This is a genomic window from Tepidicaulis sp. (assembly GCF_965222285.1).
Taxonomy (GTDB): domain Bacteria; phylum Pseudomonadota; class Alphaproteobacteria; order Parvibaculales; family Parvibaculaceae; genus Tepidicaulis.
The window spans coordinates 1,427,408-1,447,635 of sequence record NZ_OZ244942.1 but is presented as its reverse complement, the minus strand read 5'-3'; the positions used below and the strand labels follow the sequence as shown (position 1 = coordinate 1,447,635).

19 protein-coding genes are annotated in these 20,228 nt (G+C 61.4%); 1 reads left to right on the top strand and 18 read right to left on the bottom strand.

Annotation, left to right across the window (positions count from 1 at the left end; all coding sequences use genetic code 11):
• Window positions 1–184 precede the first annotated feature (184 nt).
• On the bottom strand, window positions 185–646 hold the full coding sequence (locus ACOQOT_RS06795) for a hypothetical protein (RefSeq protein ID WP_420561580.1): 462 nt from the start codon (window positions 644–646) through the stop codon (window positions 185–187).
• A gap of 177 nt (window positions 647–823) precedes the next feature.
• Between ACOQOT_RS06795 and ACOQOT_RS06790 the strand changes: the two genes are divergently transcribed.
• Complete coding sequence (locus tag ACOQOT_RS06790; RefSeq protein ID WP_420561579.1) at window positions 824–2,143, top strand: NCS2 family permease; 1,320 nt, start codon at window positions 824–826, stop codon at window positions 2,141–2,143.
• A gap of 280 nt (window positions 2,144–2,423) precedes the next feature.
• On the opposite strand, the gene chrA is transcribed toward ACOQOT_RS06790, so the two are convergent.
• The 17 genes from chrA to ACOQOT_RS06705 form a co-directional block, all read right to left on the bottom strand.
• Complete coding sequence (chrA, locus tag ACOQOT_RS06785) at window positions 2,424–3,635, bottom strand: chromate efflux transporter (RefSeq protein ID WP_420561578.1); 1,212 nt, start codon at window positions 3,633–3,635, stop codon at window positions 2,424–2,426.
• Window positions 3,636–3,709: 74 nt separating this feature from the next.
• Complete coding sequence (locus ACOQOT_RS06780; protein ID WP_420561577.1) at window positions 3,710–3,994, bottom strand: DUF1467 family protein; 285 nt, start codon at window positions 3,992–3,994, stop codon at window positions 3,710–3,712.
• Between the two features lie 10 nt (window positions 3,995–4,004).
• The gene (gene mce, locus ACOQOT_RS06775; RefSeq protein ID WP_420561576.1) at window positions 4,005–4,409 is read right to left on the bottom strand and encodes a methylmalonyl-CoA epimerase; all 405 of its coding nucleotides are present in this window, start codon (window positions 4,407–4,409) and stop codon (window positions 4,005–4,007) included.
• Window positions 4,410–4,487: 78 nt separating this feature from the next.
• A complete protein-coding gene (locus ACOQOT_RS06770; protein WP_420561921.1) occupies window positions 4,488–6,155 on the bottom strand; it encodes a ribonuclease J in 1,668 nt (555 codons plus the stop codon).
• Between the two features lie 27 nt (window positions 6,156–6,182).
• On the bottom strand, window positions 6,183–6,950 hold the full coding sequence (locus ACOQOT_RS06765; RefSeq protein ID WP_420561575.1) for a biotin--[acetyl-CoA-carboxylase] ligase: 768 nt from the start codon (window positions 6,948–6,950) through the stop codon (window positions 6,183–6,185).
• Window positions 6,951–8,405 carry an NADH-quinone oxidoreductase subunit NuoN gene (nuoN, locus tag ACOQOT_RS06760; protein WP_420561574.1) on the bottom strand — a complete coding sequence of 485 codons (1,455 nt, stop codon included), beginning with the start codon at window positions 8,403–8,405 and terminating at the stop codon, window positions 6,951–6,953.
• Window positions 8,406–8,425: 20 nt separating this feature from the next.
• Window positions 8,426–9,976 (bottom strand): NADH-quinone oxidoreductase subunit M, encoded by a 1,551-nt coding sequence (locus ACOQOT_RS06755; RefSeq protein WP_420561573.1) that lies wholly within the window; start codon window positions 9,974–9,976, stop codon window positions 8,426–8,428.
• Window positions 9,976–11,907, bottom strand: coding sequence for an NADH-quinone oxidoreductase subunit L (nuoL, locus tag ACOQOT_RS06750; RefSeq protein ID WP_420561572.1), 1,932 nt, complete (start codon window positions 11,905–11,907; stop codon window positions 9,976–9,978). Before nuoL ends, ACOQOT_RS06755 begins: the two co-directional genes overlap by 1 nt.
• A 4-nt stretch (window positions 11,908–11,911) precedes the next feature.
• Entirely contained in the window at window positions 11,912–12,220 is a 309-nt protein-coding gene (gene nuoK, locus ACOQOT_RS06745) for an NADH-quinone oxidoreductase subunit NuoK (protein ID WP_420561571.1), read from the bottom strand.
• Between the two features lie 32 nt (window positions 12,221–12,252).
• Complete coding sequence (locus tag ACOQOT_RS06740; RefSeq protein ID WP_420561570.1) at window positions 12,253–12,870, bottom strand: NADH-quinone oxidoreductase subunit J; 618 nt, start codon at window positions 12,868–12,870, stop codon at window positions 12,253–12,255.
• Window positions 12,871–12,910: 40 nt separating this feature from the next.
• The gene (gene nuoI, locus ACOQOT_RS06735; protein ID WP_045444025.1) at window positions 12,911–13,402 is read right to left on the bottom strand and encodes an NADH-quinone oxidoreductase subunit NuoI; all 492 of its coding nucleotides are present in this window, start codon (window positions 13,400–13,402) and stop codon (window positions 12,911–12,913) included.
• Window positions 13,403–13,428: 26 nt separating this feature from the next.
• Window positions 13,429–14,454: an NADH-quinone oxidoreductase subunit NuoH gene (gene nuoH, locus ACOQOT_RS06730; protein ID WP_420561569.1), complete on the bottom strand. Its 1,026-nt coding sequence runs from the start codon at window positions 14,452–14,454 to the stop codon at window positions 13,429–13,431.
• Window positions 14,447–16,510 carry an NADH-quinone oxidoreductase subunit NuoG gene (nuoG, locus tag ACOQOT_RS06725; protein ID WP_420561568.1) on the bottom strand — a complete coding sequence of 688 codons (2,064 nt, stop codon included), beginning with the start codon at window positions 16,508–16,510 and terminating at the stop codon, window positions 14,447–14,449. Before nuoG ends, nuoH begins: the two co-directional genes overlap by 8 nt.
• A gap of 3 nt (window positions 16,511–16,513) precedes the next feature.
• Complete coding sequence (gene nuoF, locus ACOQOT_RS06720; protein ID WP_420561567.1) at window positions 16,514–17,803, bottom strand: NADH-quinone oxidoreductase subunit NuoF; 1,290 nt, start codon at window positions 17,801–17,803, stop codon at window positions 16,514–16,516.
• Complete coding sequence (gene nuoE / locus ACOQOT_RS06715) at window positions 17,803–18,417, bottom strand: NADH-quinone oxidoreductase subunit NuoE (RefSeq protein WP_420561566.1); 615 nt, start codon at window positions 18,415–18,417, stop codon at window positions 17,803–17,805. Before nuoE ends, nuoF begins: the two co-directional genes overlap by 1 nt.
• Window positions 18,414–19,592 (bottom strand): NADH-quinone oxidoreductase subunit D, encoded by a 1,179-nt coding sequence (locus ACOQOT_RS06710; RefSeq protein WP_420561565.1) that lies wholly within the window; start codon window positions 19,590–19,592, stop codon window positions 18,414–18,416. The genes nuoE and ACOQOT_RS06710 overlap by 4 nt, the downstream gene beginning before the upstream one ends.
• A gap of 2 nt (window positions 19,593–19,594) precedes the next feature.
• The gene (locus ACOQOT_RS06705) at window positions 19,595–20,206 is read right to left on the bottom strand and encodes an NADH-quinone oxidoreductase subunit C (protein ID WP_420561564.1); all 612 of its coding nucleotides are present in this window, start codon (window positions 20,204–20,206) and stop codon (window positions 19,595–19,597) included.
• Window positions 20,207–20,228 lie beyond the last annotated feature (22 nt).

Genomic DNA, 20,228 nt, shown 5'->3' with positions numbered 1-20,228 from the left:
CTTTGGCTAAGACTTCTGGCCCTCTGCCGGCCTGAATTTCCCGATACCGACTGCCCGGCCCTTCTGGCCGCGGCGATGCCTGTCGCGCGCATAGTGCCCCCACATGTGATGTGCAGGCAGGGTGCGAGGCCCACTGTCCCAAGTCAAGACAGTGGCTGCCGGTCAGGGCGGGCGGTGAAAGCGATTATTTCTTGGCGTTGCGGGCCGCACACGCCGCATAAAGCGCCTTTTCGTGCAGCCAGACCATTTCCTCGCCATCAAGCAGGACTTTGCCCGTCTCCGGCTCATAGGTAATGGTGGCAACAGGCAGACCGGTCTGGCCTTTATACTTGTCGGACAGGCTGTCCGGCGTGATTTCCACGTCGAACTGATAGATCGGCCGCAGACTGTAGGACGACGGGTTCAAATCGGCGCTCACCACCTGTTTGCCCGTGGTGCTGACACCCGGCTGATAGGCCACATTGGCCGCCGGCACATGCTCCGTGACCAGAGCGCAGGCCGGATCGCTGATTTCAACGATTTCAGGGCGTGTACGTGATGCTTCCAGTTTTCCGGCGGTAACGCCAGGTTCCGTGGAAGTGCCGTCTCCTTGGGAGACCATGCCAGCGAATAGGACCGCGGCGAGCTGTGCTTGTCCGTTCATCATCCCCAGATTAATGCCGGTTCTTTAAAAAAGGCTTTGCCCCAGACGGCGCCTTTTCAAAAAGTATATGAAACACTTTCCGATAAAGCTAATCGATTCTGCCTGAATGGCAGATGAAAAGCCTCAGCGGCACAATAGAAAAAGCTTAACGCAAGCCAGTACCGGGGGACAGTAGGCAAAATGGCGCATGCGGACGATTTTCTTTCCTACTTTCAGCTTTCCGCACGCGGATCGAGCCTGCGCCAAGAGATAACGGGCGGTCTCACTACCTTTCTGACCATGGCCTATATCGTCGCCGTCAATCCGCTGATCCTGGCCGAGGCCGGCATGGACAAGAACGCCGTCTTCGTCGCCACCTGCCTGGCAGCTGCCTTCGGCTCTCTTCTGATGGGACTATATGCAAACTTGCCCATCGCTCAGGCGCCCGGCATGGGGCTCAACGCTTATTTCGCCTTCACCGTGGTACCGGCGCTGGGCGGCGACTGGCGCATCGCGCTCGGCTGCGTCTTTTTCTCCGGCCTCATCTTTCTGGCGCTTTCCATCTCGACGTTCCGTGAGAAGATGATCAACGCCATTCCCGCCTCCCAGAAACAGGCCATCGCGGCGGGGATCGGGCTCTTCCTTGCCTTTATCGGGCTGCAGAATGCCGGGATCGTCACCGCCTCTCCGGCAACGCTCGTCAAGCTCGGCGATATGTCCCGGCCCGAGGTCTGGCTCGCGGCAGGCGGTTTTCTTGCGATGGGCGCGCTTTATGCCCGTAAGCTGCCGGGCGCGGTGCTCGGCGTCATTCTGCTGCTCACGCTGATTGCGGGGCTTGTCGGGCTGAGCGCGCCGGATGCGGGAACCGGCGGAGGACTGGTGTCGCTGCCACCCTCGCTCCTGCCCACCTTCATGGAGCTCGATCTCGCCGGCGCGCTTGGCGCCGGTCTCGTCACGGTCATCTTCGTCTTTCTGCTGGTGGATCTCCTGGATACGGCGGGTACGCTTGTCGCCGTTGCCGCTCGAGCGGGGCTTATCGACGGGCAAGGCCGCCTCATCGGCATGAAAAAGGCCATGATCGCGGATTCGGCGGCGACGTCTGTGGGCGCGCTGCTCGGCACCTCCACCACCACCTCCTATATCGAAAGCACCTCGGGCATCGAGGCGGGCGGGCGCACAGGCCTTACCGCCATCGTCACGGGGCTTGCCTTTCTAGCCTGTCTCTTCTTCGCGCCCTTGATCGGCGCGGTGCCGGGTTTTGCGACAGCTCCCGCCCTTATTCTCGTTGCCTGCCTGATGATGCAGGGGCTCGGGAAAGTCGATTGGCGCGAGACGAGCGAAGCCATTCCCGCCACCGTCACGCTGATCGCCATTCCCCTTACCTTTTCCATCGCAACGGGGATCGGGCTCGGGATCATCACCTATGCCGCGCTCAAGGCGCTGACGGGTCAGGCCCGGCAGGTGCATCCTGTGCTTTGGGGGCTGGCCGCGGCCTTCGCCATCAAACTCGCCGTGGCATAAACTTACGCTGACACGGCTGTAAGTATGCCGCTTATTACCCGGAAAGTGTCATAGTTCTTAAAAAATTGCGTAGACACACTCTGCACCCCTCCATATACTCCGGGCATACAAAAAAGGGGCCTGCCAAAGAGCAGTCCAAGTTTAGGGAGGAGAACACCCGGCACGGAACAAAAGTTTCGTCCCTCTTCTGAGGCCCGGGTGGGCGAGTGACTGGAGCAAGGCGCGGTATCCGCAGCCTTGCTTTCTTTTTTGGGCAACACGTCTGCCAGTTTCCGAAAATCTAGAGCAGCACCGCCCCAGCCAGCGCTGCCGCCGCCACGACCAGCCATTGCGGCACTTTGGCGAAATAAAGCGCGCCGAGACCGCCAAGGGCGATGAGCGCTGCAGGCAGGCTCTTTACCCCCTCCAGAAGCACCGGGTCGTAAAAGGCCGCCGCCAGCAGGCCGACAACCGCGGCATTCACCCCGGCAAGCCCCCGGCGTAGCGCCGCATTCGCCCGCAGCCCTGCCCAGAACGGTAGGACGCCCAGGAGCAGCAAGGCGGAAGGCAGGAATATTGCGATAAGCGCCAGCGCCGCGCCGAGCGGGCCTGTGACCGCCCCTTCCGAGGCATATCCCAGAAACGCGGCGAAGGTGAAAAGCGGGCCCGGCACCGCCTGAGCCGCGCCATAGCCCGCCAGGAAGTCCGCCTCACTGACAAAGCCCGTGGAGACCATCTCGCTTTGAAGGAGCGGCAGTACCACATGGCCGCCGCCAAAGACGAGAGAGCCTGCCCGGTAGAACTTGTCGATCAGTGCCGCCGCTGGACCGCCCTCGATAGCCGCCAGCGGCAGAAGCGCCAGCAACGCGGCAAAAGCGGCAAGAGCGGCGAGCGCCCCTTTGCGCGGCAGCGTGTTGAGGGTGCCCGGCGCCTCCCCCGCACCATTCGGGTCTTCCTTGAGGAAAAGCCAGCCCAGCGCTCCGCCGCCGAGGAGTACCAGGACGGGGGTCATGGGATGGGGCGCGAGGACCAGCGGAAAGAAGCCGAGGACGGCAAGCGCGGCACGCGGCAGATCCGGCGTCAGGCTCTTTGCCATGCCGATCAGTGCCTGAGCGACGACGGCGGCAGCGGCCGCTTTCAGCCCGAGGAGCCAGTCCGTCTCAGCGGAGGGTTGCAGCACGGCAAGCCCGGCAGCGAACCCGGCAAGCAGAAGCGCGGAGGGAAGCGTAAAGGCGGTCCAGGCCGCCGCCATGCCGGCAAGGCCTGCCCGGTGCAGGCCGATTCCCATGCCCACCTGGCTGGAGGCCGGGCCCGGCAATACCTGGCAGAGCGCCACGAGATCGCCGTAAGCCGCCTCGCTCAGCCAGGCGCGCCGCGCAACGAACGCCTCACGGAAATAGCCTAGATGCGCCACGGGCCCGCCAAAGCTGGTGAGCCCCAGAACCAGAAATGCTTTGAAAACGTCCCAGGCGCTGCCTTGCGCTTGGGGTCCTGCCGCCCCTTCTGCCGCCATCTTCCCTCGCCGCTTTTATCCCTCTTGATAAGGCCCCAAGTATGACAGGCACATCACAAAGCGGGGATAAGTCTTCAGCGCACCGGCTCGAATTTCGGGAAGAAGGGAATGTCGTTCAGCGTCACGCCGGAATAATTCAGCAGCCAGTGAACGCCGGCATAGATCACGGCAGCGGTGATCGTCGTGGCGATCACCTTGCGCAGCAAAAGCGGCCTGACCGGTGCGCCGTCTTCGGTGCCGGGTACGGTCTGCCCCATCTCCCCTTGCGAGCGCACGCCCCAGGGAAGCACGGCAAACAGCACCAGCCACCAGATCACCGCATAAATGGCGGCGGCTTGAATGAAATCGGTCAGGCTCATGCCCTCGTCCTCAAACCTCTTCCAGCTCGATCAAGGTGCCGTTGAAATCCTTCGGGTGAAGGAAGATCACGGGCTTGCCATGGGCGCCGATTTTCGGCTCGCCCGTGCCGGTGATGGTCGCGCCTTTTTCGCGCATCTGATCGCGGGCGGCCATGATGTCTTCCACTTCGTAGCAGACGTGGTGGATGCCGCCTTTCGGGTTTTTCTTCAGATAGCTGAGGATCGGGGAATCCTCGCCCAGCGGCTCGAGCAATTCGATCTTGGTGTTTTCCAGTTCGACGAAAACGGTCGTCACCCCGTGGTCCGGCTGCGGCACCGCCTCGGACACTTTCGCGCCCAGCGTGTCGCGGTAAACGGCGGCGGCTTCTTCCATATTGGGAACGGCAATCGCTACGTGGTTCAAACGGCCCAGCATCGAAACTCTCCTTCAGAACAGCAAATATGTGTTGGCGCAAAACTAGAGCGCTTGGCCTGAGGGGGCAAGCACAGGCTCTCAGACCCGCGTCACGATCACTTCCACGGCGGCCTTCTTTCCCCACTCCCGGCGGATCGCCCCACGCACCGCCCGGCGCAAAAGCTCGGCGACCGCTGCGTCATCCTTGCGTTTGCGCAAGGGAAGCCTGTCCAGCACATCGTCGATGGCGTCGAGCGCGCGTTCTTCGAAGGAAATGCCGCTGCCATCTTCCTCCGGCAGACCGAGAAGACGCACCTGCGGTTCGCCCAGCACCTTGCCCTGCCCGTCAAGGACCAGCGTGACGAAGACGGAACCAGCAAAGGCAAGCTTCCGGCGCTCCTGCACCGCCGGGTCCCAGGACGGCATCAGAATGTCGCCATCAAGATAAAGCCGCCCGTTCGGCGCTTCATCGATGATCTCCGCCGGGCCGGGCGCAAGGCGCAGCATGAGCCCGTTTTTCAAAACCATGGCCTGCGGCACCTGCAGCTCGCGGGCAAGCTCGGCATGTTCAAGCAGATGCCGCGCCTCGCCATGCACCGGCACGGCGACCTCCGGCTTGATCCATTGATACATGCGCGCCAGTTCATCCCGGCACGGATGACCGGAGACGTGGACAAAATGATCCTTCTCCGTGATCACGCGGATGCCGCGTTCGGCCAGCAGGTTTTGAAGCTCATAAATTTCCACGTCATTGCCGGGGATCATCCGCGAGGAAAAGATCACCGTGTCGCCTTCCGACAAGGTGACATGGGGGTGGTTGTCCGTCGCAATGCGCGCAAGGGCGGCGCGCGGCTCACCCTGGCTGCCGGTGCAAAGATAAAGCACGTTTTCAGGGGGCAGATAACCTGCCTCATCTTCCGGTACGATGGGCGGCAGGTTTTGCAGATACCCCGTCTTGCGCGCCGCCGTCGTGACGCGGTGCATGGCGCGTCCGGCCAGCACCACATGGCGCCCGCAGGCTTCCGCCGCGCGGATGACGCTTTCAAGGCGGGCAACATTCGAGGCGAAGGTCGTCACCGCCACACGGCCCTTCATATCCTTGATGAGTTCCGTCAACCCCTTGGCGACATCGGCCTCCGAGCCGGATTCGCCAGGCGAGAACACATTGGTGGAATCGCAGACGAGCGCCCGCACGCCTTCCTGCCCAAGCTGCGTCAGCCGCTCGATATCGATGTCATCACCAACCACGGGATCGGGATCGATCTTCCAGTCGCCCGTATGCATGACAAGGCCGAGCGGCGTGCGGATGGCGAGCGCATTGGGCTCGGGGATCGAATGGGTGAGCGTCACCAGTTCGATGTCGAAAGGACCCAGCGTGAAGCGGCTGCCGAGCTCCACGATCTTGAGCGGCACTTCCTGCTCGATGCCCGCCTCGATGAGCTTGGCTTTGACGAGTTCGGCGGTAAAAGGCGTCGCATAGACATCGCAGCGCAAAGACGGCCAGAGATGCGCGACCGCGCCGATATGGTCTTCATGGCCATGGGTAAGGACGATGCCAAGCAGGTCCTCCCGGCGCTCCTCAATGAAAGACGGGTCCGCCATGATCACGTCGATACCCGGCGTGCGCAGATCCGAGAAGGTGACGCCGAGATCGACCATCATCCATTTGCGCGCGTCCGGCGGGCCGAACCCATAAAGATTGAGGTTCATGCCGATCTCGCCGGTGCCGCCCAGCGGCAGGAAGACCAGTTCGTTCGCCTCACTCATACCCGTACCATCTGCCATGAACCGATCTTACCCTGTCCCGAAAAAGACGTCGCCCGCAGAAATAGCCCTTTCAGCGCCCGTGTCGAGCCTGAGGCGGAGCGCGCCGTCCTCATCGAGGCCCACGAACGTGCCTGTCACCGTTTCCTCCGGCAGGCGCGCGGTGATCGTGCCGCCAAGCCCTGCGGCCCGCGCCGCCCAGGCGTCGCGCAGCGGCCTGAACCCTTCCGGACCCTGCCAGATTTTCAGCCATTTATCGAAGGCGTGGGCAAGCACCGCAATCGCCTCGCGCGGGCTGACCTGTTGCCCCGTTTCCGCCGCAAGCGAAGTGGCCGGAAATTCAGTATCTTTCGGAAACTCGGCAAGGTTGAGGCCGATACCCACGGCGAGCCAGCTTACCTCGCCGCTTCCCTGCGTTGCGCTTTCCAGAAGAATGCCGCTTGCTTTCTTGCCGCCCAGCAAAAGGTCGTTCGGCCATTTGAGGCGGATAATGTCGCTGAAGGCGGGCCCGGCCATGGCGGAGGCTGCATCATGGAGCGCCAGTCCCGCCACGAAAGACAGTTCGCCTGCCTTAGCCGGGCTGCAGCGCGGGCGCAGATAAAGCGTGCACATGAGATTGCCGGAGGGCGATGCCCAGGCCCGCCCGCGCCGCCCGCGCCCGGCGGTCTGCCGTTCAGCGGCGATCCAGACGGGTGCTTCCTCGCCCTGCTCTCCCATCCGCCGCGCCTGCGAATTCGTGCTGTCCAGTTCTTCGAACCAGGCCAGCTTATATCCTTGCGGCAGAGCGGGGCCGTCCATCTATGGCAGCAGCGCCCCGGCCGCGGCCTGCGCAAGCGCGATGAGCGGCGCCGGGTAAACGAAGAAGAAGAGCGTGACGATGCTGGACGCTCCGAGCAGCACGCGCAGCTCGCTTGCAAGCGGCGCTTCGAAGGGCTGCGCCGGTTCGTCGAAATAGATCACCTTCACCACACGCAGGTAATAGAAGGCGCCGACGACACTGGAGAGCACGCCGATCACCGCCAGCGTATAAAGCCCGGCTTCGATAGCGGAGAGGAAGACGAAATATTTCGCAAAGAACCCGGCCAGCGGCGGCACGCCGGCGAGCGAGAACATCAACATGGAAAAAAGGAAGGCCAGCACCGGCTGATGGCGCGAGAGGCCTGCGAGATCCGCGATATCCTCGACCATGCCTTCTTCCTTGCGGCGCATCGCCAGGATGCAGCAGAAGACGCCGAGATTCATGACGAGATAGATCGTCAGATAAATGATGATCCCGCGCACGCCCTCTTCCGTGCCCGCGGCGAGCCCCACCAGCGCGTAGCCCATATGGCCGATGGAGGAATAGGCCATAAGCCGCTTGATATTGGTCTGACCGATGGCAGCGAAAGCGCCGAGCAGCATGGAAGCGATGGAAATGAAGACCACGATCTGGCGCCACTCAGCGCTCGCATCGGGGAAAGCGCCCATCATTACACGGATGAAAAGCGCCATGGCCGCGATCTTGGGCGCGGAGGCAAAGAAAGCCGTAACCGGGGTCGGCGCGCCTTCATAAACGTCGGGCGTCCACATGTGGAACGGCACGGCGGAAACCTTGAAGGCAAGCGCGGCGAGGATGAAGACGAGGCCGAAAACGAGGCCGAGCGACATGCCTTCCGTGCGGATGATGCCTGCAATGAGGTCGAAATTCGTCGTGCCCGTGAAGCCGTAAACGAGCGAGGCGCCATAAAGCATCATGCCGGAGGCGAGCGCGCCGAGAACGAAATATTTCAGGCCCGCTTCCGTCGAGCGGGCGGAATCGCGGTTGAAGGCGGCAATGATGTAAAGCGAGAGCGACTGCAGCTCGAGGCCGACATAGAGCGAGATGAGATCGTTCGCCGACACCATCATCAACATGCCGAGCGTCGCCAGTACGATCAGCACCGGAAACTCAAACCGATCCATATTTTCCCGGCGGATGAAATTATAGGACATGACGATCGCGCCCGCCGAGCCGATAAGCACCAGCACTTTCATGAACTTGCCGAAGCCGTCCGTCACGAAGCTGCCGCCGAAAGTCAGGACACGGCTGTCGGGCTGGCCGATCACCACGATGGCGGCGACGGCGAAAAGCAGCACCGCGCCGATACTGGCAAGGCGCGTGGTGCTGGCCTTGGTGTAAGCGCCAAGCATGAGCAGGCCCAAAGCGCCGACTGCCAGAATGATTTCAGCCAGCGCGGGGTTCAGATCGGGAACGGGCACGAGTGCGGTTTCCATATTTCTCTCTCAAACTCGGGCTATTGACCGCCCAGCAGGCCGGCAAGGTTGATGAACCCGGTACTGCCGCCCGCGGCCGTGTAGGTTTCGAGCGCTTCTTCGTAACCGGCGATCAGGTTCTCCACCGACACGGCGGTGACGTCCATGATCGGGGCCGGGTAGACGCCGAAGAAGATGGTCGTGGCGACAAGCGGCGCGAGGGTCAGAATTTCCCTGCGGTTCAGATCCATAATGTTTTTCAGCGTCTCTTTTTCCAGCTCGCCGAAGATCACCCGGCGGTAAAGGAAGAGCGCATAGCAGGCCGCCAGAATGACGCCGAGCGCGGCGACGGAGGCAACGCGCGTATCCACCTGGAAGGTGCCGACGATGGTCAAGAATTCACCAACGAAACCGCTGGTGCCCGGCAGGCCCACATTCGCCATGGTGAAGAGCATGAAGGCAAAGGCATAGAGCGGCATGCGCTGCACGAGCCCCCCATAAGCGGCGATCTCACGGGTATGCATCCGGTCGTAAATCACGCCGACGCAAAGGAAGAGCGCGCCCGACACCCAGCCATGGCTCAGCATCTGGAAGATACCGCCCTGCACGCCCTGTTCGTTCATTGCGAAAATGCCCATCGTCACGAAGCCCATATGGGCGACGGAGGAATAAGCGATGAGTTTTTTGATATCCTCCTGCACCAGCGCGACGAGCGAGGTGTAGACGATGGCAATGATCGAAAGCGTGAAAACCAGCGGCGCAAAGAGGTCCGAGGCGATGGGGAACATCGGCAGCGAGAAACGCAGAAAGCCGTAGCCGCCCATCTTCAAAAGGATGCCCGCCAGAATGACCGAGCCTGCGGTCGGCGCTTCCACGTGCGCGTCGGGCAGCCAGGTATGGACCGGCCACATCGGCATCTTCACCGCGAAGGAGGCAAAGAAGGCAAGCCAGAGCCAATATTGCATCCCGTAAGGGAAGTCATAAGCCAGCAGCGTCGGAATATCCGTCGTGCCCGCCTGCCAATACATCGCCATGATGGCGAGCAGCATCAGCACGGAGCCGGCAAACGTATAAAGGAAGAACTTGAAGCTCGCATAGACGCGGCGCGCCCCGCCCCAGACACCGATGATCAGGAACATCGGGATGAGACCGGCTTCGAAGAAGAGATAAAAGAGCACCAGATCCAACGCGCAGAAGACGCCGATCATCAGCGTTTCGAGCACCAGGAAGGCGATCATATATTCCTTCACCCGGTGCTGGATGGATTCCCAGCTGGCGAGGATGCAGAGCGGCATCAGGAACGTCGTCAGAATGACGAAGAGCATGGAGATGCCGTCGACACCCATATGATAAGTGACCGCGCCGCCCAGCCATTCGGCCTGTTCCACCATCTGGAAGTCGGCGGTGCTGGGATCGAAGCGCACCCAGATGATCAGGGAGACAAGGAACGTTCCGCACGTTACCCAGAGCGCGGCCCAGCGCACGTTCTGGTCGGACACTTCCGCCCGGCTCGGGACGAGCAGGATCAAGAGCGCGCCCAGCAGCGGCAGAAACGTTACGAGCGAAAGGATCGGAAACTGCCCGTCCAACATCAAAGCGCCCCTCCGAACATGAAGTAGGTGATGAGCGCGGCAACACCGAGCAGCATCGCAAATGCATAATGATAGAGATAGCCGGACTGCACCCGCACGACCCCGCGTGTGATGTCGGAGACGCGCGCGGCAATCCCGTCAGGCCCCATCCCGTCGATGATCCGCCCGTCGCCCTGTTTCCAGAGCGTGCGGCCGAGGAAGAAGGCGGGACGCACGAAGATGAAATCGTAAAGCTCGTCGAAATACCACTTGTTGAGCAGGAACTTGTAGAGCGGCTCGTGCGTCTGCGCGAGTTCCTTCGGCAGGTCCGGGCGGCGGATATAGAAGTACCAGGAGACGGCAAAGCCGAGCACCATCGCCGCGAAAGGCGACCAGACGACCCAACCCGGCACGTGGTGGAAATGTTCCATCACCTCGTTGCCGCTGGCATGGCTGATCGTGCCGGCCCAGAAATTCGTATAGGCCTCACCCACGAAGAAGTTCGAGAACATCATCCCGGCGAAAATCGCGCCTGCCGCCAGAATGGCGAGCGGCACCCACATGACCGCCGGCGATTCATGCACATGCGAGAGCACTTCATTCGACGCCCGGCTCTTGCCGTGGAACGTCATGAAGATCAGACGCCAGGAATAGAAGGAGGTGAAGAGCGCGGCGACCACCAGCAGCGTGAAGGCATACATATGCGCGCTGGAGTGGGACGCGTAAGCCGCCTCGATGATCGCATCCTTGGAGAAATAGCCGGCGGTGAACGGGAAACCGGTCAGCGCCAGGGTGCCGATGATCATCATGAAATAGGTGAGCGGGATGAGCTTATAAAGACCGCCCATCTTGCGCATGTCCTGCTCGTCCGACATGGCGTGGATAACCGAGCCCGAGCCAAGGAACAGCAGCGCCTTGAAGAAGGCGTGCGTGAAGAGGTGGAACATGGCCGCTTCATAAGCGCCGATCCCGGCAGCGGCGAACATGTAGCCGAGCTGCGAACAGGTCGAATAGGCGATGACGCGTTTGATGTCGTTCTGCACGAGGCCGACCGTCGCCGCGAAGAAGGCTGTCGTCGCGCCCACCACGGTCACGAAGGTCAGGGCGTCCGGTGAATATTCGAAAATCGGCGACATGCGGCAAACGAGGAAGACGCCCGCCGTCACCATGGTCGCCGCGTGAATGAGCGCGGAAACCGGCGTCGGGCCTTCCATCGCATCCGGCAGCCAGGTATGGAGCAGGAACTGCGCCGACTTGCCCATAGCGCCCATGAAGAGCAGCAGCGCGATGGTGGTCACGACCGGCACGTCATAGCCGAAGAAGCGGAACGTATCGCCCGCCATATCCGGGATCGCAGCGAAGATCGCGTCGAACTCCACCGAGCCCACCATCAGGAAGACGGTGGAAATGCCGAGCAGCAGGCCGAAATCACCCACGCGGTTGACCACGAAGGCCTTGATCGCGGCCGCATTGGCGCTCGGGCGCTTGTACCAGAAACCGATGAGAAGATAGGAGGCAAGGCCCACCCCTTCCCAGCCGAAGAAGAGCTGGATGAGGTTGTCCGCCGTCACCAGCATCAGCATGGCAAAGGTGAAGAGTGACAAGTAAGCGAAGAAGCGCGGCTGGTGCGGGTCGTGGCTCATATAGCCGACGGAATAAATGTGCACGAGCGAGGAAACGGACGTCACGACGACCAGCATCACGGCGGTCAGCGTGTCGATGCGCAGGCGCCAATCGGCCTCCAGCGCGCCGCTATCGATCCAGCTGAGCACCTGTACCGTTTCGGCATTGCCCTGCAGCGCGACGGAGACGAAGGCCACCCAGGAGAGGATCGCGGAGATGACGAGCAGGCCCGAGGTGATCACCTGTGAGGCTTTGACACCGATCTGGCGGCCGAAAAGGCCGGCAATGAGACACCCGATAAGAGGCAGAAACACAATCGCGGAATACATCGGGTCAGCCTTTCAGAACGTTGATGTCTTCAACGGCAATGGAGCCGCGATTGCGGAAGTAAATAACGAGGATCGCCAGACCGATCGCCGCCTCGCCCGCCGCGACGGTCAGCACCAGAAGCGCGAAAACCTGTCCCACCAGATCGCCCAGATGGGTGGAGAACGAGACCAGGTTGATGTTCACCGCCAGCAGCATCAGCTCGATCGACATCAGAATGATGATGACGTTCTTCCTGTTCAGGAAGATCCCGAAAATGCCGAGCGTGAACAGAATGGCTGCCACGATCAGATAATGTGCGAGGCCGATTTCCATCAGCGCTTCCCCTCAAACGTTCCCGGACGGACTTAAATGCCCTGGCCCGGTTCAACTTTCTTCACTTCGACGCCCGTCTGCGGTGTCCGGGCCACCTGGTCGGCAATGATCTGGCGCTTCACGCCTTCCCGCTTGCGCAGGGTCAGCACGATGGCGCCTACCATGGCGATCAGCAGGATCATGCCGGCCGCCTGGAAGTAATAGACATACTGGGTGTAAATGACGCGCCCCAGCGCCTCAGCATTGGTCACGCCGCTGTCGGCGGCAGGAGCCGGCGCAGCCGCCAGGCTTGCGGCATCCGGCGCGAAAACCCAGGTACTCGCCACGAGCCCAAGTTCCAGCAACAGAATGATGCCGATCATCCCGCCGAGCGGTAGATAGTTCAGCATCTCCGAGCGCAGGTTCTTGAAGTCGATATCGAGCATCATGACCACGAACAGGAAGAGCACGGCCACGGCGCCCACATAAACGATGACCAGGATCATCGCCACGAACTCGGCGCCCATCAGAATGAACAGACCGGCCGAGCTGAAAAACGCCAGGATCAGGAAGAGCACCGAATGCACGGGATTGCGGGCGGAAATCACCATAAAGGCCGCCGCAATGGTCACCGCCGCAAACAGGTAAAACGCGATGGTCGCCACGATCATGTCCTAGTCCCCGATCCCTTCTTTCTCTCTCACGCGCTGCTTAACGGTAAGGCGCGTCGAGCGCGAGGTTTTTCGCAATCTGCCGTTCCCAGCGGTCGCCGTTTTCGAGCAGTTTTTCTTTCGTGTAGAAAAGCTCTTCGCGCGTTTCCGCAGCGAATTCGAAATTCGGCCCTTCCACGATCGCATCCACCGGGCAGGCTTCCTGGCAGAAACCGCAATAGATGCATTTGGTCATGTCGATGTCGTAGCGGATGGTGCGGCGCGTACCGTCATTGTTGCGCGGCCCCGCTTCGATGGTGATGGCCTGCGCCGGGCATATCGCCTCGCACAATTTACAGGCGATGCAGCGTTCTTCGCCGTTTGGATAGCGGCGCAGCACATGTTCCCCGCGAAAGCGCGGCGAAAGCGCGCCCTTCTCGAAGGGATAGTTCAGCGTCGCCTTGGGCTTGAAGAAATAGCGCAAGGCCAGCCAGAAGCTCGAAACGAACTCTGTCAAAAAGAGCGACCGGACCGATTGATCAAGCCAAGCCATAATCGTTTCCTTTCCCGATCCCTGCCTTACGCCGGCAGCAGATCGAAACCAACAAGAACACCCGCCGTCAAAACGACCCAGAAGAGCGAGATGGGCAGGAAGACTTTCCAGCCCAGCCGCATCAGCTGGTCATAGCGGTAGCGGGGAACGAACGCCTTCACCATCGCAATCAGGAAGAAGATGAAAAGCGTCTTGATCCAGAACCAGAAGAAGGGCGGTATCCAGTTAAAGGGAGCCACATCGACCGGCGGCAGCCAGCCGCCGAGGAAAAGGATCGTCATGAGCGCGCACATGGTCAAAATCGCCACATACTCGGCCATGAACATCATCATGTAAGGCGTGGAGGAATATTCCACGGCATAGCCCGCCACCAGCTCCGATTCCGCTTCGGGCAGATCGAAGGGCGGGCGGTTGGTCTCTGCCAGCGCCGAAATGAAGAAGATCACGAACATCGGCAGATGCCAGAGCCAGTACCAGTTGAAGAGGCCCCAGTTGCCGTCCTGCGCGCGCACAATCTCGGAGAGATTGAGCGTGCCGGCCGTCATGAGCACACAGACGATGACAAAGCCGATGGAAACTTCGTAAGACACCATCTGCGCAGCCGAACGCAGCGCGCCGAGGAAGGGGTATTTCGAGTTCGATGCCCACCCGGCCATGATGATGCCGTAGACGCTGAGCGAGGACAGCGCGAAGAGATAGAGAATGCCGACATTAATATCGGCAATCACCACGCCGTCCGACATCGGGATCACCGCCCAGGACGAAAGCGCCAGCACCACGGAGACGAAAGGCGCCAAAAGGAAGACGCCCTTGTTGGCGCTTGCCGGAATGACCACTTCCTTGAAGATGAACTTCGCCAGGTCCGCGAAGGATTGCAGCAGGCCGAAAGGACCCACCACGTTAGGCCCGCGGCGCAGCTGCACCGCCGCCCAGACCTTACGGTCGGCATAAAGAATGAAGGCAATCAGCACGAGCAGCGGCACCATGAGCAGCAGGCTCTGCCCCGCCATGATCAGACCCGGAAGGCCGTATTCCCAGAAAATCTCAGCCATTGGTTCCGGTCGCCCCCTCGCCTTGCGCGCTTTGCAGCGCGGCACATTCGGCCATTACCTTGCTTGCCCGCGCAATTGGATTGGTGAAGTAGAAATCACGCACCGCCGCATGGAACGGCGCATCCGTCATCTCCCGCGTGCCGCCTTCCGGCAGGTCGCCCGCCTGCGGCTGCACATCGCGCATCTCGAAGCTCGGCGCATCCCCGCAGAGCGCGGCGCGCAGCTGCGCAAGATTGTCGTAAGGCAGTTTCTGGTCCAGCACTTCGGAGAGCGCGCGCAGGATCGCCCAGTCTTCGCGCGCATCGCCGGGCGGGAACGCGGCCCGCTCGCCGAGCTGCACGCGCCCTTCGGTATTCACCCAATGCGCGCTCTTTTCGGTGTAGGCCGCGCCGGGCAGGATGACATCGGCGCGGTGCGCGCCGCGGTCGCCGTGCGTGCCCTGATAGACGACGAAGGCATTGCCGAGACGGGCCGTGTCGATTTCATCGGCGCCGAGCAGATAAACGAAGTCGATCTCGCCGGCGCTCGCCCCGTCGAGAATGGCATTCGTGTCCTTGCCGCCTTCACCCGGCAGGAAGCCGAGATCGAGGCCGCCGACACGGGCCGCTGCCGTGTGAAGCACGTTGAAGCCGTTCCAGTCGGCACTGACGCCGCCTGCCGCCCGGATGATGCCGATGCAGGTTTCCAGCACCGCCTCGCCGTCGGGCCGGGAAAGCGCGCCCTGACCGAGGATCAGCATGGGTTTTTCGGCCACCTGCAAAATGCGGGCGAAAGGATGCGTGCCGTCCGCGATTTCCTTCAGCGTCTGCGCGCCCGCGCCCAGATATTCTTTGTCGTAGGTCAGGTCTGCGTCTTCACCGATCAGGCCGACCGGGAAACCGCCTTCCAGCCAGCGCTTGCGGATACGCGCGTTCAGCACCGGCGCTTCAAGGCGCGGGTTGGAACCGACAATGAGTAGCGCATCGGCCTCTTCGATCCCGGCAATGCCGGAATTGAAGAGATAAGCCGCGCGGCCTTTGCCGCCGATCTTTGCGCCGTCCTGCCGGCAATCCATATTGGCCGAGCCAAGCGCGCCCATCAGATCCTTGAGCGCCTTCATGCTTTCCGCGCAGGCAAGATCGCCTGCGATGGCCGCCATTTTCCCCGGCGCGCTCGCTTTTACCTTTTCGGCGATCTTGGCAAAGGCTTCCTGCCAGCTTGCGGGGCGCAGCTTGCCGTCCTCGCGCACATAAGGCCTGTCGAGGCGCTGCGTGCGCAGACCGTCCCAGATGAAGCGCGTCTTGTCGGAAATCCATTCCTCGTTCACGTCGTCATTGTTGCGCGGCATGACGCGCATGACTTCGCTGCCGCGCGCATCGACGCGGATGTTCGAGCCGACCGCATCCATCACGTCGATGGTTTCGGTTTTGCGCAGCTCCCAGGGGCGCGCGGTAAAGGCATAAGGCTTGGAGGTCAGCGCACCGACAGGGCACAGGTCGATCACATTGCCCTGCAGCTCGGAGGTCAGAGCCTTTTCCAGATAGGTCGTGATTTCCATATCTTCGCCGCGGCCGATGGCGCCGATTTCCGGCACACCGGCAACTTCCGTGACGAAGCGTACACAGCGCGTACAATGAATGCAGCGCGTCATGATGGTTTTGACGAGCGGGCCCATTTCCTTGTCTTCGACCGCGCGCTTGTTCTCATCGAAGCGCGAGGTGTCGACGCCGTAGGCCATCGCCTGGTCCTGCAGATCGCATTCCCCGCCCTGGTCGCAGATCGGGCAATCGAGCGGGTGGTTGATCAGCAGAAATTCCATCACGCCTTCGCGGGCGCGTTTGACATATTCGGTGTTGGTGCGGATCACCATGCCGTCGGCGGCGGGCATCGCGCAGCTTGCCACGGGCTTGGGCGAGCGTTCCATTTCCACCAGGCACATGCGGCAATTGCCGGCGATCGACAGGCGCTCGTGGTAGCAGAAGCGCGGAATTTCCGCGCCCGCATCCTCGCAGGCCTGCAGAACGGTGGCGCCCTGCTCTACTTCGACTTCAATGCCATCGACGGTCAGCTTCGGCATGTTTTACTCCGCAGCCACGGTTGCCGCGCCCTGGCGCGAGTCAATCCGTTCTTCGATTACATGGCGGAAATGCCGGATCAGCCCCTGCACGGGCCAGGCCGCCGCATCTCCGAGTGCGCAAATGGTGTGCCCTTCTACCCGCTTGGTCACGTCGAGCAGAAGGTCGATTTCGCTTTTATCCGCCTCGCCGCGGGCCATGCGCTCCACAACGCGCCACATCCAGCCCGTGCCTTCACGGCAGGGCGTGCACTGGCCGCAGCTTTCGTGCTTGTAGAAAGCGGAAATACGGGCAATCGCCTTGATCACGTCGGTGGACTTATCCATCACGATCACGGCGGCGGTGCCGAGACCCGACTGCACTTCTTTGAGCGAGTCGAAATCCATCAGCACATCATCGCAAATGCTTTTCGGGATCATGGGCACGGACGAGCCGCCCGGAATGACCGCGAGCAGATTGTCCCAGCCGCCGCGCACGCCGCCGGCATGCTTGTCGATCAGCTCGCGCATGGAGATGCCCATTTCCTCTTCCACGTTGCACGGCTGATTGACGTGGCCGGAAATGCAGAAAAGCTTCGTACCCGTATTATTGGGCCGGCCGAGCCCGGCGAACCAGGTCGCCCCGCGCCGCAGAATGGTTGGGGCAACGGCGATGCTTTCCACGTTGTTCACGGTGGTGGGCGCGCCGTAAAGACCGGCATTGGCCGGGAACGGCGGCTTGAGGCGCGGCATCCCCTTCTTGCCTTCCAGGCTTTCGATCAGCGCCGTTTCCTCGCCGCAAATATAAGCGCCGGCGCCGTGATGCACATAAAGATCGAAATCCCAGCCGGAGCCCGCCGCGTTCTTGCCTAGAAGCCCTGCTTCATAGGCCTGATCGACGGCGGCCTGCAGACGCTCGCGCTCGCGGATGAATTCGCCGCGCACATAGATGTAGCCGGCATTGGCGTTCATCGCGAAACCGGCAATGAGACAGCCTTCGATCAGCTTGTGCGGATCATGGCGCATGATCTCGCGGTCTTTACAAGTGCCCGGCTCCGACTCGTCCGCATTGACCACAAGGTAATGCGGGCGGCCATCGGATTCCTTCGGCATGAAGGACCATTTGAGGCCCGTCGGAAAGCCCGCTCCGCCGCGCCCGCGCAGGCCCGACTGTTTCATCTCCTCGATGATCCAGTCCTTGCCCTTGGCAATGATATCTTTCGTGCCGTCCCAATCGCCGCGGCGGCGGGCGCCATCGAGGCCCCAGTCGTCATAGCCGTAGAGATTGGTGAAGATGCGGTCCTGATCTTTAAGCATTATTTGCCCCCCGCACCCGGCACGTCCGTCAGCGAGGTTAGCCCGCCGATCGGTTCGGATGTTTTGCGGCTCGATTGCGGTCCCGGCGTCACGTCCTTGCCGTCACGCAGCGCCTTGATGATTTCTTCCATCTTCGCGCCGTCCAGGTCCTCATAATAATCGTCGTTGATCTGCACCATCGGCGCGTTCACGCAGGCGCCCAGGCACTCCACTTCCATCCACGACATTTTGCCGTCGGCAGAGAGCGTCTTTTCCGGGCCGATGTGTTTCTTGCAGGCGTCTTTGATGTCGTCCGCCCCGCGCAGCCAGCACGGCGTCGTGCCGCAGACCTGCACGAAATGCTCGCCCACCGGCGTCAGGTTGAACATCGTATAGAAGGTCGCCACTTCCATCGCGCGGATATAGGCCATGCCCAGCATGTCCGCGACATAGCGGATCGCCGGTTCCGGCAGCCAGCCGCCGGCTTGCTTCTGCGCCTGCCAAAGCAGCGGAATGATCGCGGAGGCCTGGCGGCCATCCGGATATTTCGCGATCTGCCCTTTCGCCCACTCCAGATTTTCCGGCGTGAACTCGAAACTCTCAGGCTGGTTCGGGTCAAGCCTGCGCACACTCATCGGTCAACCTCCCCGAACACAATGTCGAGCGAGCCAAGCACGGCGGCAACGTCCGCCAGCATGTGGCCTTTGCAAAGATAATCCATCGCCTGCAAATGCGCGAAACCGGGCGCGCGGATTTTGCAGCGATAGGGTTTGTTGGAACCGTCGGACACGAGGAACACACCGAACTCGCCTTTCGGCGCTTCGACGGCGGCATAAACCTCGCCCTCGGGCACGTGGTAGCCTTCGGTATAAAGCTTGAAGTGATGGATGAGCGCTTCCATGGAGCGTTTCATCTCACCGCGTTTCGGCGGCACCACCTTATTGTTCACCGCGCTGACGGGACCGCCCGGCATCTTTTCGATGCACTGCTTCATGATCTTCAGCGACTGGCGGCATTCTTCCACACGCACCAGATAGCGGTCATAGCAGTCGCCGTTCTTGCCGACGGGAATATCGAAATCAAGCTCGCTATAGCACTCGTAAGGCTGCGACTTGCGCAGGTCCCAGGCCATGCCAGAGCCGCGCACCATCACACCGGAAAAGCCCCAGGCTTGTGCCTCTTCCGCCGTCACCACGCCGATATCCACATTGCGCTGTTTGAAGATGCGGTTGCCGGTCAAAAGCGCTTCGAGATCGTCCAGCACTTTTTCGCACGGATCGCAGAAATCGTAGATGTCCTGCAGCAGCTTTTCCGGCAGGTCCTGATGGACGCCGCCGGGGCGCACATAGGCTGCGTGCATGCGCGAGCCCGACGCGCGCTCATAGAACACCATCAGCTTTTCGCGCTCTTCAAAGCCCCAGAGCGGCGGCGTCAGCGCGCCCACATCCATGGCCTGCGTGGTGATGTTGAGAAGGTGTGAGAGCAGCCGGCCGATTTCCGAATAAAGCACGCGGATATATTGCCCGCGTTTCGGCACTTCGAGGCCGAGAAGCCGCTCGGCGGCGAGCGCGAAAGCGTGCTCCTGGTTCATCGGCGCCACATAGTCGAGGCGGTCGAAATAGGGCACGGCCTGCAGATAGGTCTTGTGCTCGATCAGTTTTTCGGTGCCCCGGTGCAGGAGGCCGATATGCGGATCGACGCGTTCGACCACTTCCCCGTCCAGCTCCAGCACAAGGCGCAGCACGCCGTGGGCCGCCGGGTGCTGCGGGCCGAAATTGAGGTTCATGTTCCGGATTTGCTGCTCGGCCATGCTCAGTGCTCCTCGCCCGTGGCCTTTTCATCGCCGGGCAGCACATAGTCGGGCCCTTCCCATGGCGACATGAAATCGAATGTACGGAATTCCTGCTTCAGTTTCACAGGCTCATAGACCACGCGCTTGAGCTCTTCGTCATAGCGCACTTCCATAAAGCCGGTGAGCGGGAAGTCCTTGCGCAGCGGATGGCCGGAAAAACCGTAATCGGTAAGAATGCGGCGCAGGTCCGGATGCTCGGAGAAAAGAATGCCGTAAAGATCGAACGCCTCGCGCTCGAACCAGTCGGCGGCGGGGAAAACGCTGACGGTGCTCGGCACCTGGCCTTCTTCGTCCGTTTCCACCTTCACGCGGATGCGCTGGTTCTGCGTCATGGAGAGCAGGTGATAGACGACATCGAAGCGCTTCAGGCGGTCCGGATAATCGACACCGCAAATGTCGATCAGCACCGTGAACCGGCAGGCCGGATCGTCCCGCAGGAATTTCACCACCCGGGCAATACGCTCGCGCACCGCATGAATGGTCAGCTCGCCATATTCGACCGAGAAACCGACGACGGAATCATCCAGGCTGGCCGAAATATGTTCGCCGAGGTCTTGCAGACTTTCGTCCATCAACATGATCTCAAACTGTTTT